This is a genomic window from Methylobacter sp. BBA5.1 (assembly GCF_000746145.1).
Lineage (GTDB): Bacteria > Pseudomonadota > Gammaproteobacteria > Methylococcales > Methylomonadaceae > Methylobacter > Methylobacter marinus.
Genome location: NZ_JQKS01000020.1, coordinates 1 through 24,199, shown reverse-complemented (window position 1 = coordinate 24,199; position 24,199 = coordinate 1). Strand labels below are relative to the sequence as shown.

Annotated in this window: 18 protein-coding genes; 15 read left to right on the top strand and 3 right to left on the bottom strand. The window is 45.7% G+C overall.

Annotated features, from left to right (window positions below; all coding sequences use genetic code 11):
- Positions 1-41 precede the first annotated feature (41 nt).
- The 15 genes from EK22_RS13210 (at position 42) to EK22_RS13140 (ending at position 20,952) form a co-directional block, all read left to right on the top strand.
- A complete protein-coding gene (locus EK22_RS13210; protein WP_036251726.1) occupies positions 42-989 on the top strand; it encodes a glycosyltransferase family 2 protein in 948 nt (315 codons plus the stop codon).
- Between the two features lie 8 nt (positions 990-997).
- A complete protein-coding gene (locus EK22_RS13205) occupies positions 998-1,555 on the top strand; it encodes a serine O-acetyltransferase (protein WP_051961904.1) in 558 nt (185 codons plus the stop codon).
- The gene (locus tag EK22_RS13200; protein ID WP_036251724.1) at positions 1,542-2,522 is read left to right on the top strand and encodes a glycosyltransferase family 2 protein; all 981 of its coding nucleotides are present in this window, start codon (positions 1,542-1,544) and stop codon (positions 2,520-2,522) included. The genes EK22_RS13205 and EK22_RS13200 overlap by 14 nt, the downstream gene beginning before the upstream one ends.
- A 433-nt stretch (positions 2,523-2,955) precedes the next feature.
- Entirely contained in the window at positions 2,956-4,158 is a 1,203-nt protein-coding gene (locus EK22_RS13195; protein ID WP_036251722.1) for a glycosyltransferase family 4 protein, read from the top strand.
- A gap of 354 nt (positions 4,159-4,512) precedes the next feature.
- Positions 4,513-5,784: a Vi polysaccharide biosynthesis UDP-N-acetylglucosamine C-6 dehydrogenase TviB gene (tviB, locus tag EK22_RS13190; RefSeq protein ID WP_036251719.1), complete on the top strand. Its 1,272-nt coding sequence runs from the start codon at positions 4,513-4,515 to the stop codon at positions 5,782-5,784.
- A 286-nt stretch (positions 5,785-6,070) separates the two neighbouring features.
- The gene (locus EK22_RS23220) at positions 6,071-8,677 is read left to right on the top strand and encodes an AMP-binding protein (RefSeq protein ID WP_051961894.1); all 2,607 of its coding nucleotides are present in this window, start codon (positions 6,071-6,073) and stop codon (positions 8,675-8,677) included.
- Between the two features lie 89 nt (positions 8,678-8,766).
- The gene (locus tag EK22_RS13180) at positions 8,767-9,687 is read left to right on the top strand and encodes a glycosyltransferase family 2 protein (protein WP_036251716.1); all 921 of its coding nucleotides are present in this window, start codon (positions 8,767-8,769) and stop codon (positions 9,685-9,687) included.
- A gap of 148 nt (positions 9,688-9,835) precedes the next feature.
- Entirely contained in the window at positions 9,836-10,936 is a 1,101-nt protein-coding gene (locus EK22_RS13175; protein WP_235209364.1) for a glycosyltransferase family 4 protein, read from the top strand.
- Between the two features lie 39 nt (positions 10,937-10,975).
- Positions 10,976-12,070: a WecB/TagA/CpsF family glycosyltransferase gene (locus EK22_RS13170; RefSeq protein ID WP_081917892.1), complete on the top strand. Its 1,095-nt coding sequence runs from the start codon at positions 10,976-10,978 to the stop codon at positions 12,068-12,070.
- Between the two features lie 31 nt (positions 12,071-12,101).
- Positions 12,102-13,652: a VPLPA-CTERM-specific exosortase XrtD gene (gene xrtD, locus EK22_RS13165; RefSeq protein ID WP_036251714.1), complete on the top strand. Its 1,551-nt coding sequence runs from the start codon at positions 12,102-12,104 to the stop codon at positions 13,650-13,652.
- Positions 13,653-13,676: 24 nt separating this feature from the next.
- Positions 13,677-16,076 (top strand): tetratricopeptide repeat protein, encoded by a 2,400-nt coding sequence (locus EK22_RS13160; RefSeq protein WP_081917891.1) that lies wholly within the window; start codon positions 13,677-13,679, stop codon positions 16,074-16,076.
- 720 nt (positions 16,077-16,796) lie between these two features.
- Entirely contained in the window at positions 16,797-18,035 is a 1,239-nt protein-coding gene (locus EK22_RS13155) for a GTPase (protein ID WP_036251709.1), read from the top strand.
- 2 nt (positions 18,036-18,037) lie between these two features.
- Entirely contained in the window at positions 18,038-19,501 is a 1,464-nt protein-coding gene (locus tag EK22_RS13150; protein ID WP_036251706.1) for a GTPase family protein, read from the top strand.
- 255 nt (positions 19,502-19,756) lie between these two features.
- Positions 19,757-20,668 carry a DHHA1 domain-containing protein gene (locus tag EK22_RS13145; protein WP_036251703.1) on the top strand — a complete coding sequence of 304 codons (912 nt, stop codon included), beginning with the start codon at positions 19,757-19,759 and terminating at the stop codon, positions 20,666-20,668.
- 95 nt (positions 20,669-20,763) lie between these two features.
- On the top strand, positions 20,764-20,952 hold the full coding sequence (locus EK22_RS13140; protein ID WP_036251848.1) for a DUF6726 family protein: 189 nt from the start codon (positions 20,764-20,766) through the stop codon (positions 20,950-20,952).
- 430 nt (positions 20,953-21,382) lie between these two features.
- On the opposite strand, the gene EK22_RS13135 is transcribed toward EK22_RS13140, so the two are convergent.
- From EK22_RS13135 to EK22_RS13125, 3 genes are all read right to left on the bottom strand, one after another.
- Positions 21,383-21,871: a PepSY domain-containing protein gene (locus EK22_RS13135; protein ID WP_036251700.1), complete on the bottom strand. Its 489-nt coding sequence runs from the start codon at positions 21,869-21,871 to the stop codon at positions 21,383-21,385.
- Positions 21,872-22,237: 366 nt separating this feature from the next.
- Positions 22,238-23,458, bottom strand: a complete 1,221-nt coding sequence (locus tag EK22_RS13130; RefSeq protein ID WP_036251697.1) for an aminotransferase class I/II-fold pyridoxal phosphate-dependent enzyme — start codon at positions 23,456-23,458, stop codon at positions 22,238-22,240.
- A 556-nt stretch (positions 23,459-24,014) separates the two neighbouring features.
- On the bottom strand, positions 24,015-24,199 hold a 185-nt coding region (locus EK22_RS13125), incomplete at its 5' end, for a transposase (protein ID WP_036251695.1).

Below are 24,199 nucleotides of genomic sequence, written 5' to 3'. Positions count from 1 at the left end.
ATTTTTTGAAATTATAGCAAGGAAGCCACAAGGACTTATTAATGGTTAATAAAATTAATTATAACGTAGCTATAGTTATCGTAAATTACCGGACAGGCGAGTTAGTCGTTAATTGTCTTGAGTCGTTGAAAGCTATTTTTAATCAATCCGTTAAAGTCGTTATCGTCGATAATTCTTCCGGGGATAATTCGGTCGATTTAATTAGTAATTGGATTTCAAATAATGAAAATGCCTATTTGATCTGTTCGGAAAACAATTTGGGTTTTTCTGGTGGTAATAATCTGGCAATGGAATCTGTGAAAAAAATGGGTTTCAGTGCTGATTTTATCTGGTTATTAAATCCTGATACCTTCGTACGTGAAAATGCATTACAACATTTGCTGACATTCATGCAGCAAAATCTCCAGGTAGGCATTGCAGGATCAAGACTCGAAGATAGTGATGGTAAGCCTCAATGCTCGGCATTTCGGTTTCATTCCGTTTTAAGTGAATTGGATAATGGATTAAGGTTAGGCATTATTACCCGGCTGTTACAAAACTGGCAGGTACCATTACCGATTTCAGATGTGCCTGTTAGTGTTGATTGGGTAGCCGGGGCCAGTATGCTGATTCGGAAACAGGTTTTCGATGACGTTGGGCTATTTGATGACAAATATTTTCTGTATTTCGAAGAAACGGATTTTTGTTTGCAAGCGAAAAAGTCGGGCTGGCCTTGTTGGTATGTACCGGCAAGCCGGGTTGTGCATTTCGTTGGCAGTTCAACCGGCGTGACCGATGGCAGCAAAAAAAGACGCCCTCGTTATTGGTTTGAATCTAGACAACGGTACTTTTTAAAAAATCATGGTTGGCATTATCTGATATTGGCTAATCTGGCTTGGGGACTGGCTTTTTTGTTATTCCGGATTCGTCAAAAAATACAAAACAAACAAGATAATGAGTCAGAGTTTTTGTTAAGGGATTTTGTTAATTTCAATTTTTTTAATAAATGAGTGCCTTGATGAAAAAACGTGGTGCAACCAACGAAAATCCCAAAGATATTGGCTTCCTTGCTCTGATCAAAGAAGACTTTCTGACACATGATAGAGATTTTTTTGAGCAAGGACTATGGGCCATTGTTGTACATCGGTTTGGCAATTGGCGCATGGATATAAAATATAAGTTAATACGCGCGCCTTTTTCGATTTTGTATAAAGTTCTATACAAAGTCGTGGAATGGACCTGCGGTATTACCTTGCCTTATACCGTTAGATTGGGGCGCAGAGTTAGAATCTGGCATCACAGTGGAATGATCTTGCATGCCGAGTCCATTGGTAATGATGTGCATATTCGCCACAATACGACGATGGGCGTCGTTAGGACACATCAAAATTATGAACTTCCGATCATTGAAGACCGGGTGGATATTGGTGCCGGAGTCTGTCTGCTTGGCCGCATCAGGATAGGTCATGATAGTGTCATAGGCGCGAATGCCGTAGTTCTTGATAATATCCCACCTCAATCCGTTGCAGTAGGTAGCCCGGCTCGGGTCGTAAAGGTGTTAAATGGACAAGGCTAATCTGGGTATCGTCATTATCGGCAGGAACGAGGGAGAAAGGCTGTTACGGTGTATTAAGTCGGCTACTCGCGAAACCGGTATCGTCGTTTATGTGGACTCTGGCTCGACTGATAACAGTATTGAATTAGCCAGACAGTTAGGTGCTGAAGTTGTTGATCTGGATTTGTCTGTTCCTTTTACGGCCGCCAGGGCAAGAAACGCCGGATTTGAGTTTTTAAACACTCAATATCCGTCTCTGAATTATGTTCAATTTATTGATGGTGATTGTGAACTTGTTGAAGGTTGGGTTCAACGGGGATTAGATTTTTTAAACACAAGTCCTCAATTCGCGATTGTCTGCGGGCGTCGTAGAGAACGTTATCCGAAAGCCTCAATTTATAATCAATTGTGTGATCTTGAATGGGATACGCCGGTAGGCGAAACCAGGTTCTGCGGTGGCGATGCCTTGATGCGCGTTGATGCACTGAAAGCGGTAAGCGGATTTAACGGTAGCTTGATTGCCGGAGAAGAGCCGGAATTATGCATCAGGTTGCGGCAGGCCGGCTGGAAGATTTATCGTCTGGATGCGGAAATGACACTGCATGATGCGGCAATGACACGATTTAATCAATGGTGGAGGCGTACACAGAGGGGGGGCTATGCCTTTGCGGAAGGGGTTTTTATGCATGGTGGATCACAGGAATGTCATCGGGTCAAAGAATCGCGTAGCGTCTGGTTGTGGGGCTGTTTGATTCCGGTTGTAGCGGGCAGTGTAGCCTTTTTTAAAGGGATGATGGGATGGGGGGTTCTATTAGTCTATCCGTTGCAGGTTGGGCGCTTGGCTTTGCGAAGTCGGTGCATGCCGCCGAATAACTGGTTGCAGGCGTTTTTTTTGGTGTTAGGTAAATTTCCAGAATTTCTGGGCCAGCTACAGTTTTTATGGAATCGGTTGATTGGTAGTAAAGGTCAATTGATTGAGTATAAATGAAGAGATGGTGGTTAGGAGTCAGCTGAAAATTCTTATCCTGAACTGACCGTTAGTTCTAATCAATTAGACCTTGTTTATTTTGTCTCGGAAAATTGATTGTCAGCTTTGGCAGAAATTCTTGGGATGCCAATGGTAAATTGGGACCAAATGTCTTTTATTCGTCAGCTTCGCAATGACGCTCAGTCGAGTATTGGAATACGCTCATAGGAAATGATTATTACAGCGCTGACTAGTATTCAGTCAGCCTTGTTCTGACGAGTAAAAATTTGCAGAAGATTCATAGCGTGTGAATAGTGCGAATACCCTCAAGGGCACAAGTGAATTCGCACCTACAATTTAACCGTCATAATTAAATTGACTGAGTACTAGTGAATAAGAAACAGAACGGGATTCATTTTGATGCTCAAAGAAAAGGTTTCTCTTTAGGAGGAATATGATAAATAAACGATATATACTTTATACAAGAATACCAATACAAAAGGACGCTTCTGGAAGGTTATTTTGTGACCCACTATGGGCAAAGGATATAAAGCTTCATCTAAATTATATAAGCAATTTTAGTTTATGTTGCCCCGTTGTTAACGTGTCATCCAACTATAAGCTTAAAGGTCAAGAAGAAATAACTGATTATAATATAAGACAAATATATCCTTTAACGAAGGATGAAGGGCTATTATCCATTATTAGAAATTTCTTTCCAAATTTTATCAAAGTGGCTGAAGCTTGTTCTGATGGCGAAATTGTACACTCTGGAGGGGCAGGATGGGCATTTCCACTTTCTTTTTATCTATTAATTTTGAGGCCTTTTTTAACTTTTCATTGGATGATTGTAATTGAGTCATCTTTCTGGATGCTACGTAAAGACGAAAAAATAACTGTTAGAAGATTTGTTGAGCACCATTTGTATACGATACTCCTAAAACTTTGTGTAAAATATTCAGATGCAAGAATATTTACTCAAACATTCTATAAAAATTACTTTCTAAATGATGGCGAGCGTACATTAATTGCACCGGCCACATGGGTTGATGAAGATCATATAATAGCTTCTGAAACCCTATTTCAAAAAATAGCTTTACGTAAAAATAAACCACTTGAAATATTATTTCCGGCTCGGTTGGAAGTTAATAAAGGTGTCTATATTGTATTTGATGCTATTAAGATATTATCGGGTTTAGTGAATAAACCCATTAATATTACATTTATGGGAAAGGGTGTTCTTGCTAAAGAGTGTGAAGAGTTTTCTAAAGGAAATTATGGCTCTATCAGTGTCAAGTTTCATGAGCCAGTTGAATATGGGAAACCATTTTTTGATCAACTGTTCAAATATGACGTGGTATTAGTTCCAAACCTTGCAGAAGAGCAGCCTAGGATTATATTTGACGCTTTTAGTCAAGGAATTGCAGTTATTGCATCTGATACTACAGGTATTATAGATATCACGGAAAATAATAAGAATATTATTTTATTTGAAAGAGGTGACTCTCAGAGTCTTGCAGATAGTTTATTCTATATTATAGAAAATCCAGATAAAATGGATCAATTAGGTCTTGAAGCTTTGGATAGTGTAAAGAATAAAACTCATAAACAAATGCATGTGGATAGAGAATTTTTTTTAAAAAATACTTTAAAGTAATTGTTATTCAATGGATATAATACAATAAGAATACTAGTTGTTATAGTCAATTATAAAACGTCTGAATTGCTCTGCATATACACTATATACTTTAATATTACAGCTAGATTATAATATTGATAATATAAGTATCATATTAATGCATAATGATATTTAATAAACAACAATAATTCAGTCTAGAAATATCTGATAGTTTTCAATTGGGATCTTATATTCGGATACTTGTAATGTGTAGCAGTAAGAATAACCAGATCAGTATAATGAATGATATTTTTAAGAATTTTCCCACTTGAAAAGCTATTTATGGTGGCTGGCCAAATAATTAATAAAAAATTTAAATAATGGATAGTGGATATGAATATAAATTTGAAAATTGCAATAATTGGCTTGGGCTATGTAGGACTGCCTTTAGCGGTTGAATTCGGTAAAAAAATTCCCACATTGGGATTTGATATTAATCAAGCCCGTGTGAGCGAATTATTGGCGGGGATAGATTCTACGTTAGAAACATCCAGGGAAGAGTTGGCGCAAGCAACTATGCTCACATGCACATCGGACGATGCTTTATTGGCTTCATACAATGTTTATATTGTAACCGTCCCCACACCTATTGATGGAAGCAAAAATCCGGATCTTTCGCCGGTCAAATCCGCTACAAGTCTGATAGCCCGATATCTCAAGGAAGGCGATATTGTTATTTATGAGTCCACGGTTTATCCGGGAGCCACGGAAGAAGTATGCGTGCCGATTCTTGAGAAGATTTCCGGGTTGATTTTTAATCAGCATTTCTTTTGCGGCTACAGCCCTGAAAGAATTAATCCCGGCGATAAAGAACGACGGCTGACTAATATCCTTAAAATTACCTCAGGTTCCACGCCCGAAATCGCAACCGTTGTTGATGATTTATATAATTCAATTATTACCGCCGGAACGCATAAGGCGAGCAGTATTAAAGTGGCCGAGGCGGCAAAGGTCATTGAAAATACCCAGCGTGATATCAATATTGCCTTAGTGAACGAACTGGCTCTTATATTCAATCGTGTCGGTATTGATACTCAAGAGGTCTTAGAGGCTGCGGGCACCAAATGGAATTTTTTGCCTTTTCGCCCTGGTTTGGTCGGCGGGCATTGCATCGGTGTCGATCCTTATTACTTAACGCATAAGGCTGAGGCATTGGGCTATCATCCGCAATTAATTTCCGCCGCCCGGCGCATTAATAATGATATGGGGCTGTTTGTCGTCGGTGAAGTCGTAAAACTCATGGCAATGAAAGGTATTAGTATTGTTAATTCAAAAATATTAATGCTGGGCTTGACATTCAAGGAAAACTGCCCTGATTTAAGAAATACCCGAGTTGTGGAAATGGTCAAGGAACTGAATATTTACCATGCAAATGTCGATATTTATGATCCCTGGGTGAATAAGGAGGAAGCTAAGCATGAGTACGGTATCGATGTGATAGATAAGCCGGAAGCTGAAACCTATGATGCCATTATTATTGCTGTTTCACATGATCAGTTTAAAAAGATGGGAGCGCATGGAATAAGGGCTTTAGGTAAGGGAAATCATGTTATTTATGATATTAAGTATCTATTGCCGTCTGATCAGGTGGATGGCAGGTTATAGTTAATAAGGATTCGGTTAAAAAACTTTCCAATTTGCCGATGCAATCAGCGATTATTTAGGGCGAATTTACTTGTGCCCTTTGGGTATTTGTCCTGGGCGACTTAAGTCGCCCCCACAACTGTTGCTCGTCAAGATTCAAGGAAATTATTTCTCGCCTTATCCTGAGTGAAATTGATAAATACGGATTCGAAACTTGTAACAATTCATTTAAGTTATTTATGGTTAATTTGAGCTATAGAATGCGATAAGGAAATCATGCGTTTGTGGTCGATTTAGGTGAGTTTTAATGTCTGATACAAAAAAAAATATTAAAGGAATTGTTGCTTCAAATTCGAAATGGTTTATTCATGAAGTCTTTGACTGTATCGCCTCTGGAAGCATTGCAGTTACGCTTAGAGGCGAATCTGACGAGCATAGAATAAAATCATTAGGTATTGATGAAGTTATTGTTCCAAGGGTTGAATCTGGATGGATGACAATAGATTTTTCTCCTAGTGATCGCGAGGATGTTGCACAAATTTTATTTACTTCTGGTACCGAAGGTGAGCCTAAAGGCATTGAAATAACACATCGCGGGTTATCTGATGTTGTAACTCGGCTTAATTCGATTATGGAAGTTGATGCTTCAATACGGGAATATGTGGGTGTTCCCGTGTATCACTCTTTTGGATTCGGTCGGTGCCGTGCTGTCGCAACAGCCGGCGGTAGTTTTTATATTCCTGCTGGCGGATTTAATCCTGTTGAAATCAGTACAATGCTGCGCAATGGAGAGATTAACGCGGTTTCAGCTGTTCCAAGTCTTTGGCGGATATTGCTGCAAAATAAGGATATTTTTGGTAGTGAAGCCGGGGATCTGAAGTGGATTGAAATTGGTAGTCAATATATGCCTCAGGAGGAAAAAGAGGCACTTAAGTCTCTATTCTATAATGCGTGTATTGTTCAACATTATGGTCTTACCGAGGCCTCTCGAAGTACCTTCTTGGAAATTCACAAAGAAAGTGGTTCAGCCCTGGAATCAGTGGGGAAGCCTGTTGGGCACACTGAGGTAAAATTATCACACGATAATCGTATTATGATTAGAGGACCTCATGTTGCCAAAATGGGTGTCGTTAACGGAATAAAAACCAGTTTAACTGATAGTGACGGTTGGCTAACCACGAATGATCTTGGTTCTTTTGAAAATGGATTCCTGTTTTTTAAAGGGAGAGCCGACGATGTTATAAATTGTGGCGGCATTAAACTTCAGCCTGAAGCAATGGAGTCAGAAATACTTAATGCCTTGGGCATCAGGACGGGGATTGCTGTATGTAGAATTCCAGATCCGTTGCGAGGAGATGGAATTTTAATTGCCGCAACACCAGAAGTTAACGCAAATCAGGAATTAATCTACTCAACGTCTATAGCCGCGCTAGGCTTGCACGGTATCCATACTGTTGAATCAGTCAAACTGATTCAAGTGGATAGTTTTCCTCGCACCGATACAGGCAAAATACAAAGAAGAGCGCTTGCCGATATCTATTTATCTGGAAATGGTTACAAGATCTTTCAAAACAATAAGCCTAAGTCGACGCAGCAATATGTTGCGCCTGAAACACAGCAACAAAAGGAGTTGGTAAAAATTTGGGAGGAACTTCTCGGTACTTCTCCGATTGGTATTGACGATAGTTTTTTTGATCTTGGCGGCGACTCACTCTCAGCCATTAATATCATGATTAAAATGCAAAAACATGGTATTGATGAAGCGAGTTGTAGAGGTATATTTAAAGGATTAACAATCCGAGAGATTACCGACGGTATTAATAGCAGCCGCAAGCCTATGGAAAAACCGGTAAGCATAAGAACAAAGACTAACTTAATGGTTAATAATCTGCGGTTTTTCTTGGTTTTATTTGTGGTTTTGAGCCATTGGTCCGGGTTTGTATTTGATCGTTTGCCGGATAATTTTCGATATATTGAAAGCTTATTATTTCCTGTATTCGCGTTTGGGACACCAGGGTTTGCTATCATTTTTGGCATTTCCGTTGGCTTTGTAATTTACCCTCATTTTCAAGAGTCACCTAAATCTCTAAATAATACGATTAAAACGGGTTTAATTTTAATAGGCTCGGGTATATTGATGCTGGCGCTTATGAATATCTGTCTCATTATGGGGCGTGGTGAAATATTAAACTGGACCAAAATATTTAATGCTTTTTGGAGCGTTCTTGTCTTTTACTTTCTATGCTTACCAACACTTCACATCTGGTTGAGGGCAATTTCATGGAAAAACAATGAAATTTTTAATTGTCTTGTTTTGGCTGGTTTGAGTTTTTTAATAAGTATATATATCGGTAGTCAATTTAGCGGCTACCCACTGTATGGGTTTTATGAGTTTATTAAGCTTATTTTTACAGCTAAATATAACTATTTTTCTATGCTTTCAGGGGTTTTTTTAGGTCTTGCTGCGGGTATCTATATCTATAGAAATTTTGAAAGTAAAAAATTAGCTAAAGATATGTTAATCATGGGAGCGATAATCAGCGTTTTAGGTATTTTATTATCAATAATTTTAGGACATCAGGATCAGTGGTGGCTTAGGGGTAAACCGGTTTTTATCTGGATGTGGGTGTTCTATTATGGAATCATCATGATAATGATATCCGGATTGAGGATATTAACCCTTAGTTATGAAAATAGAAGTGAATTCATAAAAAAATATATAAACATTGCTGCAGTGATTGGCCAATTAGCGCTGCCTATATATGTTATGCATGAGATTGCAATGCCTATGAAACAATTATTGGATTTAGCAGGGTTAAATATTATATTTTCTCTTATGTTATCTCTAGGATTGTTTTTTATCGTCATTTATTTGTCTGGCCGCAAACTTTATTCCATATATTATGCAAGTTGAGCCATGTTTTCTCATTTTCGATTAGAGATATAGAGAAATGAATTTTTATGGCTTCTTTGAAATAAGTTAAATAAAAAGGGAACAGAAAATTGAAACAGGCATACGTCATTATTTCGCCATGTCGCAATGAAGCCGACTTTATGAAAAAAACACTGGACAGTGTGATTGCGCAATCGATCCAACCAAAGTTATGGGTGATAGTCGATGATGGCTCTACAGATGAAACGCCGGCTATTTTGGCTGATTATGCGAGCCGTTATCCATTCATCAAAATTGTAACACGCACAAATCGCGGGCATCGTAGCGTGGGGCCGGGCGTGATCGAGGCTTTTTATGCGGGCTTGGATGCAGTCGATTTAAGCGAGTTTGATTTTATTTGCAAGCTGGATTTGGATCTGATAATGCCCCCCCGGTATTTTGAGATTTTAATTCAGCGCATGAATGAAAATCCCAGGTTGGGCAACTGCAGTGGTAAACCCTATTTCGTAGATAAAGCCACCGGTAATCTGATTAGTGAGGGGTGCGGCGATGAAAATGCAATCGGGGCTTCAAAGTTTTACCGGCGGCAATGCTTCGAGCAGATTGGCGGCTTTGTCCGGCAAGTCATGTGGGATGGGATTGATGGGCATCGTTGCCGGCAGCTTGGCTGGATAGCCGTCAGTTGGGATGAGCCCGATTTAAGGTTTACTCATTTACGCCCTATGGGATCAAGCCAGCAAAATATTTTTACAGGGCGAATGCGGCATGGGTTTGGCCAGTATTTCATGGGTACCGGAATGATCTATATGCTGGCCTCTGCCTTATATCGCATGGCGCATCCACCTTATGTGATAGGCGGGCTGGCCATGTTCTGGGGTTATCTAAACAGTTTGTTAAAAGGTGTGCCAAAATTTGATGATGAAGAGTTGGTCAAATTTATAAGGCAATATCAATGGGCTTGTTTGTTTAAGGGCAAGTCAAGGGCAACTGCCGAGTTGAACGAGCAACAAGCAGCCGTCTGGAAAGGCTGATTTAACCATTATGAAAAAAATCAAGCTAGCCTATCTTGCCCCTGAGATTCCGGCGTTATCGGCCACTTTTGTTTACAATGAAATTTTTCAATTGGAACAGCAAGGGTATTCTGTCGTACCGTTTTCAGTCCATCAGCCCGGTGTTTTCATGCTCGATAAAAAACTGGCTGATTTGAAAGCGAGCGTTTTCAATTTGTATGCACAGAAGAAACACGTCGTACTAAAAGAGAATGCTCTGTTTTTGTTGAAGCATCCGCTTCGATATCTGATTACGCTAAAGATGCTGGTGTCGGATATGTTCAAAGTGGGTATTTTGTCCCGAACGTCAAGGGGGCTGGCTTTTCGTTTTTTTTATTCGGTTGTGCTTGCCAGGCAGCTTCTAGAACATGGCGTTCACCATATTCATGTGCATTTTGCTCATGTGCCTGCCGATATTGCCATGTATGCGGCTTCCTTGTCGGATATTTCTTTCAGTGTGACGGCCCATGCCAATGACCTGTTCGAAAGGGCGTGGTTATTGGCTGAAAAAGTCAAAAGAGCCAAGTTTTTTGCAACCATTTCTGAATTCAATCGGGAGTTTCTTCGCCAGCAAGGGTGTGATACTAATCAGATCGTGGTTGTCCGCTGCGGAGTGGATGCCGAACAGTTTCTCGGCAGGAAAAAAGCGGACTCGCCCGGCATACCCAAAATCGGATTTATTGGCAGATTGGTGGAAAAGAAAGGCGCTGACGATCTGTTGCTTGCCGCCAGTGAATTAAAAAAGCAGGGCGTCAGATTTCAATTGGTCATTGCCGGATCAGGCCCCTTGCAGGGCCAATTGACGGAATTAACCAGGGAGTTAGGCCTGTCTGATGACTGCGTCTCTTTTATCGGAGCGATCGCCCACTCTGATATCCCCGATTTTCTTAGCGAGCTGGATGTTTTTGTCTTGCCCTGTAAGAAAGGCACCGCTGGGGATATGGATGGCATTCCGGTAGTGTTGATGGAAGCCATGTTGACTGGGGTTTCTGTCATCTCCACCCACTTATCGGGCATCCCGGAACTGGTTATAGACCGTGAAACGGGTTTATTGGTTGAACCGGGGAATAAGATACAGCTTGCAAATGCAATCCGTACTTTAATTGAGGATAAAACCTTATCAAAACAATTAAACCTTAATGCGATTTCGAAAGTTAAAAAGGAATTCAATTTAAAGGACAATGCCGGCCAGCTTTCCAGACTCTTTGAAAAATACGTGGTTTCAGCTTAAGCTTTTGATTTTCCATTAACTAATTATAAAAATCATTCAATGGAAGCCTTCTATAGTCAATCCTGGTGTCTTTGCGGTTTACCTTTCGATGTGGTGGACACGTCTTCTGCAATTTCAGCTCTTAAGCGGGCAATAAAGGAAGAAAGGCCGTTTTTCATATCGACCCCCAATCTTAATTTTCTGATTGCGGCGCAAACGGATAAAGCTTTTCGGGAATCGGTTATTAACAGCGACTTATCGGTGGCCGATGGCATGCCGTTGATCTGGATGGCCAGATTATTAAAAATTCCTTTGCCGGAACGCGTGGCGGGTTCCAATTTGATGGAAGCCTTATTTGCGGAAAAAAACGGGTCACCCATACGGGTGTATTTTTTTGGCGGCGAGCCGGGCGCCGGCGAGCGGGCTTGCCAGGTCATCAACCAGGCCAATGCGGGAATACGTGCCGTGGGGCATTTTTGTCCCGGCTTTGGCACTATTGAAGCAATGAGTATCGATGACATCATTGATGAAATCAATCGGCATGAGATTGATTTTTTGATTGTTGCCTTAGGCGCCCGGAAAGGGCAGGCCTGGATTGAGAAAAACAGGCATCGGTTAAAAGCGCCGGTAATCAGCCATTTGGGCGCGGTGATTAACTTCTTTGCCGGAACGGTGAAGCGTGCGCCGGTCTGGATGCAGCGTATCGGGCTGGAGTGGTTATGGCGTATTCTGGAAGAGCCCTCATTGTGGAAACGCTATTTTTTCGATGGCCTACGGTTTGTAAAATTGTTATTGGTTAATGTAATTCCTTATGCCGTTTGGATAAGGTTTAATCAGAAAAAATTAAATGAAACCAGGCCGGTCGTGATTAATACTGAAGAAGATGATCATAATATTAAAATTTATTTGATCGGCGCGTGTATAGATAAGACAATTGCTGAGCTAAGGCCGGTTTTTAAAGAGTGTGTGGCAAAAAAGAAAAACATTCTGATTGATTTACAGGCTGTGCCGGTAATTGATGGGGCATTTTTAGGACTTTGCTTGTTACTTTATAAGCATTTGAACGAGCAGGGCTGTCAATTAAGCTTTCAAAATATCAATCAGCAAAATAAGAGAATTTTTAGATGGAACCTGGTCCATTTTCTAATTCCATAACTTTTAGCGCTGTTCTAGCAAGGGAATAATAATGAATAAGAATCCAGTCCTCTGGAAATTCGATTATCGATATCTGGCGTTAATCAGCTTTGGTTTGTTGCTGTTGTTATTTGCGTTTGCCGGCGGGTTGCAGGAATTGGTTGTCCGGTGGGACAAGCAGGAAGAATATAGCCATGGCTATATTCTTCCGTTTATCACGCTGTACTTTATCTGGCAGCGGAAGAACCTTATTCAACGGTCTGGCTTTTCACCTTCCTGGATGGGGTTCGGCATTGTTTTTTTGGCGCTGATTGTATTTCTGGTGGGCGAGATCAGCGCTCTTTATATATTGATTCATTACGCCTTTATTGCGGTATTGATGGGCATTGCCTTGGCGATTATGGGATGGCCCGCGGTCAAGCCGGTTATCGTGCCGATTCTGCTGCTGATTTTTACTATTCCGTTGCCCTATTTTCTTGAAGCCAGCCTTTCCGCCAATTTGCAGCTGTTATCGTCCAAAATGGGCGTGTACTTTATTCGCTGGTGCCAAATTCCTGTTTATCTGGAAGGCAATATTATTGATCTGGGCAGTTACAAATTGCAGGTGGTGGAAGCGTGCAGCGGCTTGCGTTATCTTTTCCCGCTGATGAGCCTGGGGTTTATTTGCGCCTATCTGTACGATACGACATTCTGGAAACGTGCGCTGGTCGTTTTATCGACGATTCCGATCACCTTATTCATGAATAGTTTCCGTATAGCCATGATTGGCGTGCTGGTGGATAACTGGGGTAATGCCATGGCGGAAGGCTTTCTGCATGATTTTGAAGGCTGGGTCGTTTTCATGGCTTGTCTGGGGATTTTAATAGTTGAAATGCTTGTGTTGGCCAGGATTGGCGAAGACAGGCGGCCTTTTGCCGAAATCTTCGGTTTGACTGCCGATCAGCCTGCCAGCGCTGCGGCCGAGGTAAAAATCAGACCGCTATCGCGTCCTTTTTCCGCCATCGTTGCCGTTCTGGCGGTGGCTACCGTGACGGTATTTTCTATCGATAAACGCGATGAAGTCTTCCCCGAGCGCAAAAGTTTCCCGTTGTTTCCGATGCAGTTGTCGTCCTGGCAAGGCCGGCATACCAGCATGGAAGACACGGTGATCAACAAGCTGGGCCTGTCGGACTATATTCTGGCCGACTTCAAGCAGGATCAGGGCGCGCCGGTGAATTTATACGCGGCTTATTACGCTTCCCAGAGAAAAGGTATTTCTCCGCATTCGCCGCGCGTTTGTATTCCGGGCGGCGGCTGGCAGATTGCTGATATTGAGCGGAAAGATCTGGGCCATCTGGCGGTGAACCGGATTGTGATCAAGAAAGGCGAAATGACACAACTGGTTTATTACTGGTTTCAACAAAGAGGGCGGTCATTGGCGAATGAGTATCTAATGAAATGGTACTTGTTTAAAGATGCGCTATTGTTAAATAGAACCGACGGAGCGCTGGTACGCCTGACTACGATGGTTAATCCCGGTGAAAATCTCGATCTTGCCGATCAGCGCCTGCAGGTTTTTGCCAAAGAAGTTTTGCCGGTTCTGCCGCAATATATTCCTGAGTAAATTTTTTTAAATAAAGGATAAGTGATGCAAATAGTTAGAACTCTGTTATTGACAGGAGTGGCCTTGAGTTTTCAGGCTTGTGGCGATGCTACCGAAAAAGCGCAGCATTATTTGGACAGTGGCAAGGAGTTTTATAGTAAGGGAAATTACGATAAGGCCAAAGTTGAGTTTAAAAATGCATTGCAAATTAATAATAAACTCTCGGATGCCTATTTTCATCTGGCGTTAATGGATGAAAAAAAACAGAATTGGAAAGGCATGTTCGATAATTTGTCGCAAGTAGTCAAATTGTCGCCCGATCATGCCGAAGGCCACAGAAAGCTTGGACAGTTACTATTGTTGTCCGGTCAAACCGATAAGGCAGCGGCCGAAGCGGAAACCCTGCTGAAATTAGCCCCCGACAATGCCGATGCTTTTGTATTGAAAGCCACTGTTTTATTAAGGCAAGGCGACCGGAAGGCGGCTTTGGAAGCGGCTGACAAGGCACTGGCTCTGGCGCCGGGCAATACCGATGCCATCAGCTTAAAAGCGGTCACTTACATGGAAAGCGAGGATTTTGCCAAGGCGCTGGCCATCGTCGAGGATGCGCTTAAAACCAAGGCCGATGACTTGGCGCTTAATCTGCTGAAACTGCAGATTGACACGAAACTCAATAAACCGGAAGCGGTGGTGGCGGATTATCAGACTCTGATCAAGAGCTATCCCGATAATCTGGATTTCCAGTATGCATTGGCGAAGTACTATGACGAAACGGGAAACGAGGCCGATGCCAGATCGATTTTACAAAGAGTGATTGATGAACATTCTGACGATGTGAAACCAAAGCTGGTTATGGTGGATTTTTTAAACAAAAAATCGCCCGATGAAGCGGTAACATTATTGCAGGGTTATATCGCGCAACAACCCGATAATGCCGGGTATTATTTGCCGTTTGCGAAATTGTTAATCAGTCAGAATAAATGGTCGGAAGCAAAAGAATCGCTTAACTGGCTGATCGATAACAGGCCGGAAGACAAGGAAAGCCAGGCGGCCAAGGTTTTGCTGGCAAAAATAGCCGTTAATGACAAGGACAACGATGCGGCGCTGAAGCTGGTAGATGAGGTGCTTGCGGTTAATGCGGGCGATTATGAGGCATTATTGCTGCGGGCCAGGATCAAGTTGCTTAACGGCTCGAACGATCAGGCTGTTTCCGATCTGCGCGGCGTGTTGCGCGATTATCCGAAATCCGATGAAGCGCTGGTTTTATTGGCTAACGCTTATGCGAAACAAGATGCGCATGCGCTCGCCAATGAAAATTTTCGTAAGGCGCTGGAAATAAATCCCGCAAATTTTGCCGCGGTTATGCCTGTGGTCGCTCAAATGATCAAAAGCAAGGACATCATGAGAGCTGATGAGATTTTGCAGAAAGCATTGGCGGTACAGCCTGATCATGCAGGGGCTTTACAAGCCCTGGCGCAAGTCAGGCTGTTAAAGAAGGACTGGCTGGGCACCCAGAAAGTCGCCGACTTGATTTCCACAAAGCCCCAAGGCGAGGGCTTCTCAAAATATCTGGGCGGCAAGGTCTCGGAAGGGCAGGGCCTGTATGAAGACGCAATTGCCAAATACAAAGAGGCCCTGGCTGTTTCTCCGGGATTGTCCGATGCCTTGATGGGATTGATGCGCAGTCATGAGGCGCTCAAACAGCGTAAAGAAATGTTTGCGTATCTGGATAAGTTCATCAAAGCCAATCCCGACAATACCTACCCGCTGATCTTGAAGAGCCAGTTGCTCGTGCTTGATAAACGCCGGGATGAGGCGCTTGGTGTGCTGTCGGGAGCGATTGATAAATGGCCTAAAGTGGCCGAGTTTTATCAGGTTATGGCGGGCATTCACACCGCCAATCAGGAGCGTGACAAAGCTATCGCAATATGCAAAAAAGGCTTGGAAAACGACCCGGACAATATCAGCCTGAGAGTGCTGCTTGCTAATATTTATGAGCAGAATAAAGACTATGATAAGGCCCTGGAAACTTATGAGACGTTAATTTCCAAGAATCCGAATGTTGAAGTTGCGGTAAATAATCTGGTCTCATTGCTGCTCGATCATTATAAAACCAAGGAAAATATTGAACGCGCCGTAAAACTGGCCGCACGTTTTGAAAAATCCGAACAGCCTTATTTTCACGATACCTACGGATGGGCGCTTTTAAACAGCGAGCGCAACGACGAAGCCTTGAAGGTGTTTAAGGATGTGGTTGCAAAAATGCCTGAAGTTGCTGTTTTTAAATATCATTTAGGCCTTGCTTATCATAAGAAAAATAACAGCGCCGCCGCTATCGCCGAACTGGAGCAGGCGCTGGCGATAGGCGAGAAACAAGGGAATTTTATTGAGAAAGAAGCCGTGGAGAACCTGCTGAAGGAGATCAAAGCCGAACAGCCGGCGTAGCTGAAAATTGCTATTGCAGCTTATTAGCTGATGTTGCTGTAGGTGCGAATTTATTCGCACCACACACCGTGATGCATGAATCCGCAACATCAATTATAAAATCGTAGGTCGGGTTTACCCTAAAGGGCATAAAAGCGTAGCGTAACCCGACGCTGATGTTGTGCAATAGTTAATTATTCGCACTGCCTGTATATCGCGGGTGTCACGGGTCGAATGAATTCGACCCTACAGCTGCGTAATTCAGTTAATTATTGGCACCACACACCGTGATGCATGAATACGTAATATCGATTATAAAATCGTAGGTCGGGTTAGCGTAGCGTAACCCGACTGCTGTTAATCAGTCAGCCTTGTTATGACGAGTAAAATTTGCAGAGTATTCATAGCGTGCGAATAGTACGAATAGTGCGAATGAATTCGCACCTACAGTTCAACCGTCATGATTAAATGACTATGTGCTAGCTTCGCGTAAAAGATGGTTTATTCTGCAAAAATGCAGGTCGGGTTACGCTGCGCTAACTCGTATGCGCTACGATCCAGCCGTAACATGCTTTTAATGGATCTATGGAACCTGCAGGTCTGATCATCGATCAGAGAGTAATCAGTTAGACTGTTTATGAACGATTCCCATTGAGTTTGCCGGAAGAATAATAAAAAGGGTGCGAAAGATGGGCGCTCACATTCGTCTTCCCATACAAACTCAAGTTAATTTAGAGGTTTATGTCCAAATTCAGCAACTGGAAAGCCTGGTCAGGGAAAATCAACAACCCGCTTTCGAATGCTTCCGATTATATCGACAAGATCACCAAGCCGCAGATCGATCAAGCACAGGAAGACAGAATACAAGCCATCAGGGAACGCTTGCCGGTGCCGGTATTCTGGTTATTAGGCAAGACGCAGAGCGGCAAAAGTTCAATCATCAAGGCATTGACCGGCTCCTCCGCCGCCGAGGTCGGCAATGGTTTCAAACCGTGTACACGCACGGCCATGCTGTTCGACTTTCCCGACGCCGAAACGGCATTTCTGCGTTTTCTCGATACCCGAGGCCTGTCCGAGCAAGGCTATGATGCCAGCGAGGATATGAAATGGTGCGAGCAGAAGTCGCATCTCGTGATCGTCGTGATCAAGGCCATGGATCACCAGCAGGAAGCGGTTATTTCCGCGCTAAAGCAGGTCCGCAAAGCCCATCCGAAATGGCCCATCATTATTGCCCAGACCGCGCTGCATGAAGGTTATCCCAACCGGACCATGGGCCACATCCAGCCTTATCCGTATGCTGGCGGCCGCATCGCCGAATCGGTGCCTGCCGACTTGCGCTGTTCATTGTTAAAGCAGCGCGAAGACTTTGCCGGCATGAATGCTACCTTTGTTCCGCTTGATTTTACCTTGCCGGAGGACGGATATGCGCCGGCGGATTACGGATTGGATGCCCTGTGGGATGCTATCGAGCAGGCTTTGCCGCTAGGTCTTCGGGGCATGCTGGAAAACCATATCGGCGATATCAATGACGTGTACTGGCAGGCTGCGCACCCGCATGTCATCGGCTATTCGATTTCAGCCGGACTGGCAGCCGCGATCCCGGTGCCGGCGGCGAGCCTGGGCACTGTGGTTGCGATTCAGGGTAAATTGTTTCACAGCATTGCCCATGTCTATGGCCTGCCGCTGACCCGGCAAAGCATCAGGGAAATCATCAGCGCTGTCGGCATGGGCGTTTTGGCGGGCATGGGCGGTCGCGAACTGCTCAAGCTGATTCCTGCGTACGGGCAGACGGTCGCGCTTGGCGTCTCCGGCGTTTACACGGCGGCTGTCACCTATGCGTTAGGTAAAACGCTGTGTTTTTATTTCAACAGAACCCAACAAGGGAAAGCGTTACAGGCCGATATGCTGCGCGGCGTGTTTAAGGAAGAATTCGCGCGCGGCAGCGAATTGTTGCGCGATTCGATAAAAAAACAGGTTTAACGATGCGTCTTCCTGCAAACTGGCCATGGACTATTGTACTTCTGCTGGTGATCTTGCCCTGGCTCACCTTGGCGGGGTTGGGCGGTTTCTGGCTGTGGCAGAACCAGTATCTGATCGAGGGGTTCTTGACTCTGGCTTCATTTTACGGCGCCGCCACCTTGCTAAACCTCTGGCTGAAGCATCGGCAGATAGAGCCGTTTCAGTTACCGGCCGTGCAGGCGGATGAGCGTTGGTCGCCGGCGGCGGAAGCGATCTGGGTTGAGCTGGACAAGCTGGCGGAAGAACTCAACCCGGCCGATTACCCGCTGACCGACAGCGCGCGTTTGCTGCAGCTGGCGCAGCAGGTTATCCGCAGGGTGGCCAGGCATTTTCGTCCGAAAGCGGGCCAGGCCGAACTCGATATCCCGCTACGCAATATCCTGTTCATCAGCGAGCAGGTCAGTCGCGATATGCGCCAGTTATTGGATGAAAGAATCCCGTTCAGCCATTTGCTGACCATTGATGAAGGCCTGAAGCTCTGGAAATGGAAACAAAAGCTGGAAAGAGGGCATTTCATCTATCGCATAGGCAGAATGGTGTTCAGTCCTGCCACCGCCATACCGGCTGAACTCTCGGTGTTTTTTCAGGGCAAGGTCAAGCAATATCCCAAGGGACTCCTGGAGCAGTGGCTGCTGCGGACGCTGGTCAAGAAAATCGGTTATTACGCTATTGCCCTGTATAGCGGTCAACTGGCGCCGCCGAAGTTATTCGAATCCGGACAACCGGAACCGGCGCCCGAACTGAAGCAGCCCTTGCGTATTCTGGTGGCCGGACAATTAAAAGCGGGAAAATCCAGCCTGATCAATGCGCTGCTGGGTGAAATGCGCGCCGCGACGCATGTCCTGCCGCTTACCGACGACTTGACGATCTATAAACTGGCGCAGGATGACAGCGGCGAAGTGCTGATTTTCGACAGCCCCGGCTATGGCGAGGACAGCCAGTGGTTCGAGAAAGAGCCCGAGCGCGCCCTGGGCGGCTTTGACCTGGTCTTGCTGGTCTGCTCGGCGACACAGGCGGGACGCGAGGCTGATGCTTTGTTTTTGACCGATTTGCGCAACTGGTTTGACCAGCGGCTGCACCGAAGCCTGCCGCCGGTTCTGGTTATTGTCACCCATATCGACCAATTGCGCCCTTTGCGGGAATGGCAGCCTCCTTATGACATACAGGAGCCGCAAAGCGAAAAAGCGCGCAACATTCGGGAGGTCGTGGAAACGGTCGCCGATACCCTGCACATTCCCGCGGCCGATTGCATTCCGGTCAGCCTGCAAACGGGCGCCGACTATAATATTGACGCCATCTGGACGGCATTGGCGGGCAAATGGCCTGAAAGCAAACGTGCCCGGTATCTGCGCTGTCTGCCCGAGGGACGGGGCAAAGAGAAACTGCGCATGATATGGGCGCAAATGGTAAACCTGATCAGGGTATAATCAGCAGGTTTCAGGATTGGGTTAAAAATAACTTTTCGATTTGCAGGTGGGGCCAAGCTTTATGCGGGAGCGATTTCCCCGTTCATGGCGGTTGTCAACCAATTCAGGTTATTTTACGCACTTCCTTGAGCAGCAGGCACACGGTTGCCGAAATTGAATTGCCGGCATGGTAAGCCGCGCGGGCGGGATGTTGCGCAACAGCAGAATGAGGCCGCTGAACGGGCTTCATAAGTTTTTTACGCGGTATAAATAATAATGATGGAAAAACACGAAACGCTGGTCATTTATCACGCCGATTGCCTGGATGGGCTAGGCGCCGCCTGGAGCGCCTTTTGCAAGCTGGGCGAGCGAGCGCGCTATATCTCCGCCCGTCATGGCGATGAGTTTCCGGCGTTCGAACCGGGAGCGACAATTTACATCCTGGACTTTTCCTATCCGCCGGAACACTTGCTCGCCGCCTCGAAGCAAGCCGGCCAAATCATTCTGATCGATCACCATATTACCGCCATGGAGCAATGCGAGGCTTTTTTTCAACGCCTGGCGCCTTCCGAACCGGCGCCCGATCAGGCACCGTCTCCAGCCGTCAAAATAGGGACAGAGCCGATGCCGGACAATCTGTTTCTCCATTTCGATATGAACCGAAGCGGTTGCGTATTGGCCTGGCAATATTTTTTTCCCGAGCGCCAGCCTCCTAAAATTCTGCTGTACATTGAAGACCGCGATCTCTGGCGGTTCAAGCTGGACGGCACACGCGAAATAACCAGCGCGCTTTATGAAAAAATGCCGATAACGCTGCCGGAAATGAGCGCGATCGATCCGGATGAGTTGCGGGAGATAGGCCGGATATACCTCGATATCCATCATAAAATAGTCAACAGGCTGGCGAAAACCGCGCACCGGGTCACGTTGAAGGGAAAAAAAGGCCTGGCCGTCAATGCGCCATCCTCTTTCTCAAGCGAACTTGGGCACGTATTGGCCGAGAAATCGGGGACATTCGGCCTGACCTACCAGTATGATGGCAGAAAGCAGAAATGGCAGTTTTCGCTTCGCTCTATCGGCGATTACGATGTCGGCCATTTGGCCCAGGCTTTCGGTGGAGGCGGACATAAAAATGCCGCCGGGTTTGTATTGGACGATAATCCGTTTATCACGCGCAAATCATTCTAACCGGACCAAATCCGGGTATCGGCAGCGGATATTTTTTGAAAACAAGAGCGGGCAGCTTTAACAGGCTGCCTCCGATATAATCGATGGAGATTAAAATGAGTATCAAGAACATCGTACTGTTGCTGGTTATTTCCAGCATGCTGCAAGGCTGTGTCCTGACCAAGGTGGTTTCGGTTCCAATGCGATTGGGCGGGGCCGTGGTTTCGATAGTACCGGGCGTTGGCAACACCGCGCATGATGCGATTGATGGAGTGGCCGAAAGTGTCGACGATATTCCGATATAGTCGATTACCGGAAAATAGCGGATAGGCTGGGTTGGAGCTTTAGCGGAAACCGGGCATGGGCGGTTTCGAATTGCCGGGTTTATCAATCCAGCCTACCGTGCTTATAGTCTGGTAGGGTACGCACTGCGTACCTTTTGGATTTAATTCATCTTAATATTTTAAAAAATGGTACGCGATGCATACCCTACCTGGCTGGCAATTCCTACGGATTGATGCCTTGATGCCGTAAAATGAACAGACGCGTAGGGGCGAACCTGTGTGTTCGCCCTTGCCCAACGGTTCGCCTTTGGCTAGCGGTTCTCCGATAGCCTGTTGTGCACCCGAAACAGGGCGGACACGTAGGTCGTCCGCCCCTACAATGCATCCATATGATACAGACGCCCCCCTGAGCCGGGTTATGGCTATTGCCTGCCCGGCCGGGCCGTTGAGTTCAGTCTTCCTCGGATTTTATGATTTTGCCGGTAGCTGCATCGATTTCGACTTCCATTTCGCGCCCGTCCCCTGTTTTGATGTCGATCTCGTAAACCGCGGTGCCGTCGGATTCAATCTCATACTCAACCTTTTCAACAATGCCGGGATAAGTTGCCAAGGCGGTTTTACGGGCTTCAGCTTCGTCGATTTTTTTCAGGGCGGCGAAAGCCGGATGATCGGCATTCGGCAACTCCTGTTCCTTCTCAACTATTTTGCCAGTTTTATCGCACTTAAACTCCCACTTGCTCCCGTCGGTTGCCTGCAGGTCGATCTCATACATCTCGACGCCTTCTTCCTTTTCCAACTCGATTTCAACGATTTCGCCTTTTGCCTGTTCGCTGGCGGCCTTTCGGCAGGCATCAATGGCCGGGTCTTCTTCGGCGATTGCCGCCGCGCTCATGAACGTCATCAGAATGCCCAGATAGAATGGATGGTGTTTGCTGTTCATTGTCTGCACCTCGCTGGAAAATAAGCCTGAATTAGAATTATCCGCCGTGTTGCGCGGGCCAACTGACGCATTCGTAAGTCCGAATTAGCTTGAGTCAGGCAAGGTATTCGTCCGGGGACGCCCGCCATTCCAATGCCTTTCCAGTTAGCGTTCAGGCTCCGGCGCCCGGGCGCGGCAAAGGCGTCAAAAGCAGCCCGCGCAATATCAGCGATACGTTGGATCTTTCTGGGATATGGTTAAAAATGGTTTCCCGCGTAGACGAATTGGTCAGGATCATACCGGTTTCAGGAAACTGATTTTTGACCATATCCTTAACCATAGGAAAAAAAATTCCTCAATACGTTCAATTCCTGTCGCTTATCGGGGTTACTGTCTTGATCTCTTTTCCAGCACTTGCGGAAGATTGCGCGCGACCGCCTTGACGAAATGGTGGATATCCTCGGCAGAGAGATGCCGGGTCAAGGTGAATCGGATGCCTGATTTACGTAGCGAGACGGCGGGGTAAACAGCGTGATTGGTATAAAAACCTTCGTCCTGCAGGCGTTTGACCATGTGCGCTGCAATGTGAGGGTGTCCGAACTTGATGTAAAAAATAGGCGATTGCGAGGAAATCGCCAAAGGCAGGTTATATTCCTTGAACAGAAGATTGCACAGCGTAATGCGATCCTTGATTTCCTTCTGCAGGCGTTCGATCTCGGGCGACAGGTGAATGCGGGCCGAAGCGAGCGCGGCGCCCAGCATGGGGGGCTGGATAGGGCCCGAGAAAATCATCGGGCCGCCGCAGTTTTTAACCTGGCGATGCATTTGAGCTGTTGGGAATACCAGCGCGCCGCCCGCGGCCGAGAAAGCCTTGCACAGCGACGTGGCAACCACCATGCGTTCCCGAACAGGCATCTGGTCGAGGACGTAACCCCGGCCATGCTTGCCGGTCCAGCTCATGCCGTGCGCGTCGTCAAAATACAGATGCAATTGCTCGTAGCGCTGCAGCAGCTTGCCTAACGCGTCGACGGGGGCCAGATCGCCAAACATGCTGTAGACACCGTCGGTCAGGTACCAGATATGGTGATATTCGGAACTCAGCTCATTGATGCGTTCTTCCAGGATCTCCAGATTGCCATGGGGCAGGACCTCGACCGGAACGCCTTGCGCCTGTACGAGCTTGGCGGCCGTTTGCACACTGTTGTGCACCATCTGGTCGAGAAGAATCACATCTCCTTTTTGAATGAGGACGGGCAGGGCCGCGATATGGCCCAGTGTTGTCGTAGGCGTGACCAGCACATGGCCGCCAAACAGTTCCTCCAGCATGGATTCCAGGTCGCCATATGGCGTGGCGGAAAGATAGGTTCTGGAAATCGCGAATTGCGTACCGAATCGCGTCACGGCATCAATAGTGCCTTGCCTGAGCCGCTTGTCCAGCTCCAGTCCCAAGTAACTGCAGAGCGCGAAATTGATTAGATGCCTGTCGTTCAGGCAGATAGTCCGGCCATTGTAAAACGCGTCCTCAGTCGTGTGCTGTGCCAGGCCATGATTGACCCCGGCGCTTATTATTTCATCAAAAGCGGTGACCCAGCTTGATTTAATATTCATTAACTAATCCTGACTGAATTGGCGTTATTTTTACTGATCCTGCGGTCCGATGTGTATCGGTAAATGTGTTTTTTGTGACTAAGGTCAAGTATTTGCTGGGCCATGAAGATATTCTGCCGGTCCGTAGCATCAGATCTTTCTGAAAACGGTGAAATCATTAAAAGTACGCCACAGTCACCTTCGGCCGGACTATTAAATATTAGGAGTGTGATAGCCAGTCGGGAAGGGACTGCGACAGGGGAGAGGTTAAGTCATGAAACTTAACTCAAGCTTAACAATAAGATATTGGTCAGAAATAACTCTGTTTAGAAGCAATGCGAATTATCATATAAAAAATAATCTATTGCTATTACATAAGGGTTACTCAATGAAATAACCCGGATATTTCATCAGCCCCATGAAGCCGCCCCTCAGAGGTACTCGACGACCAGAAACGACTGATGTTTTTTGGAGGAGAAGTTCAACGGGCTGTTTTCAGGGTTGATTGCCGATTTTCAGGCACAGCTCCCCCTTACCCCGTTGTTTATAGCGTGCCGGGCACAGCACTTACCGAGTGCTAATCAGGGCACAGGCGCTGGCAGACAGATCGAAACAAGGATTGGAAGGGATAATGACTGCTCAGCAGCAGCCGAATACGGCGGGTATTGCGGATGACCACGGCGCCGATTTTAAACAGTTTCAGGCGAATGGTGGCACAGGTGGCCTGCGCCAGTTCAGTATGGTTCAGGGCGATCCGGCGAA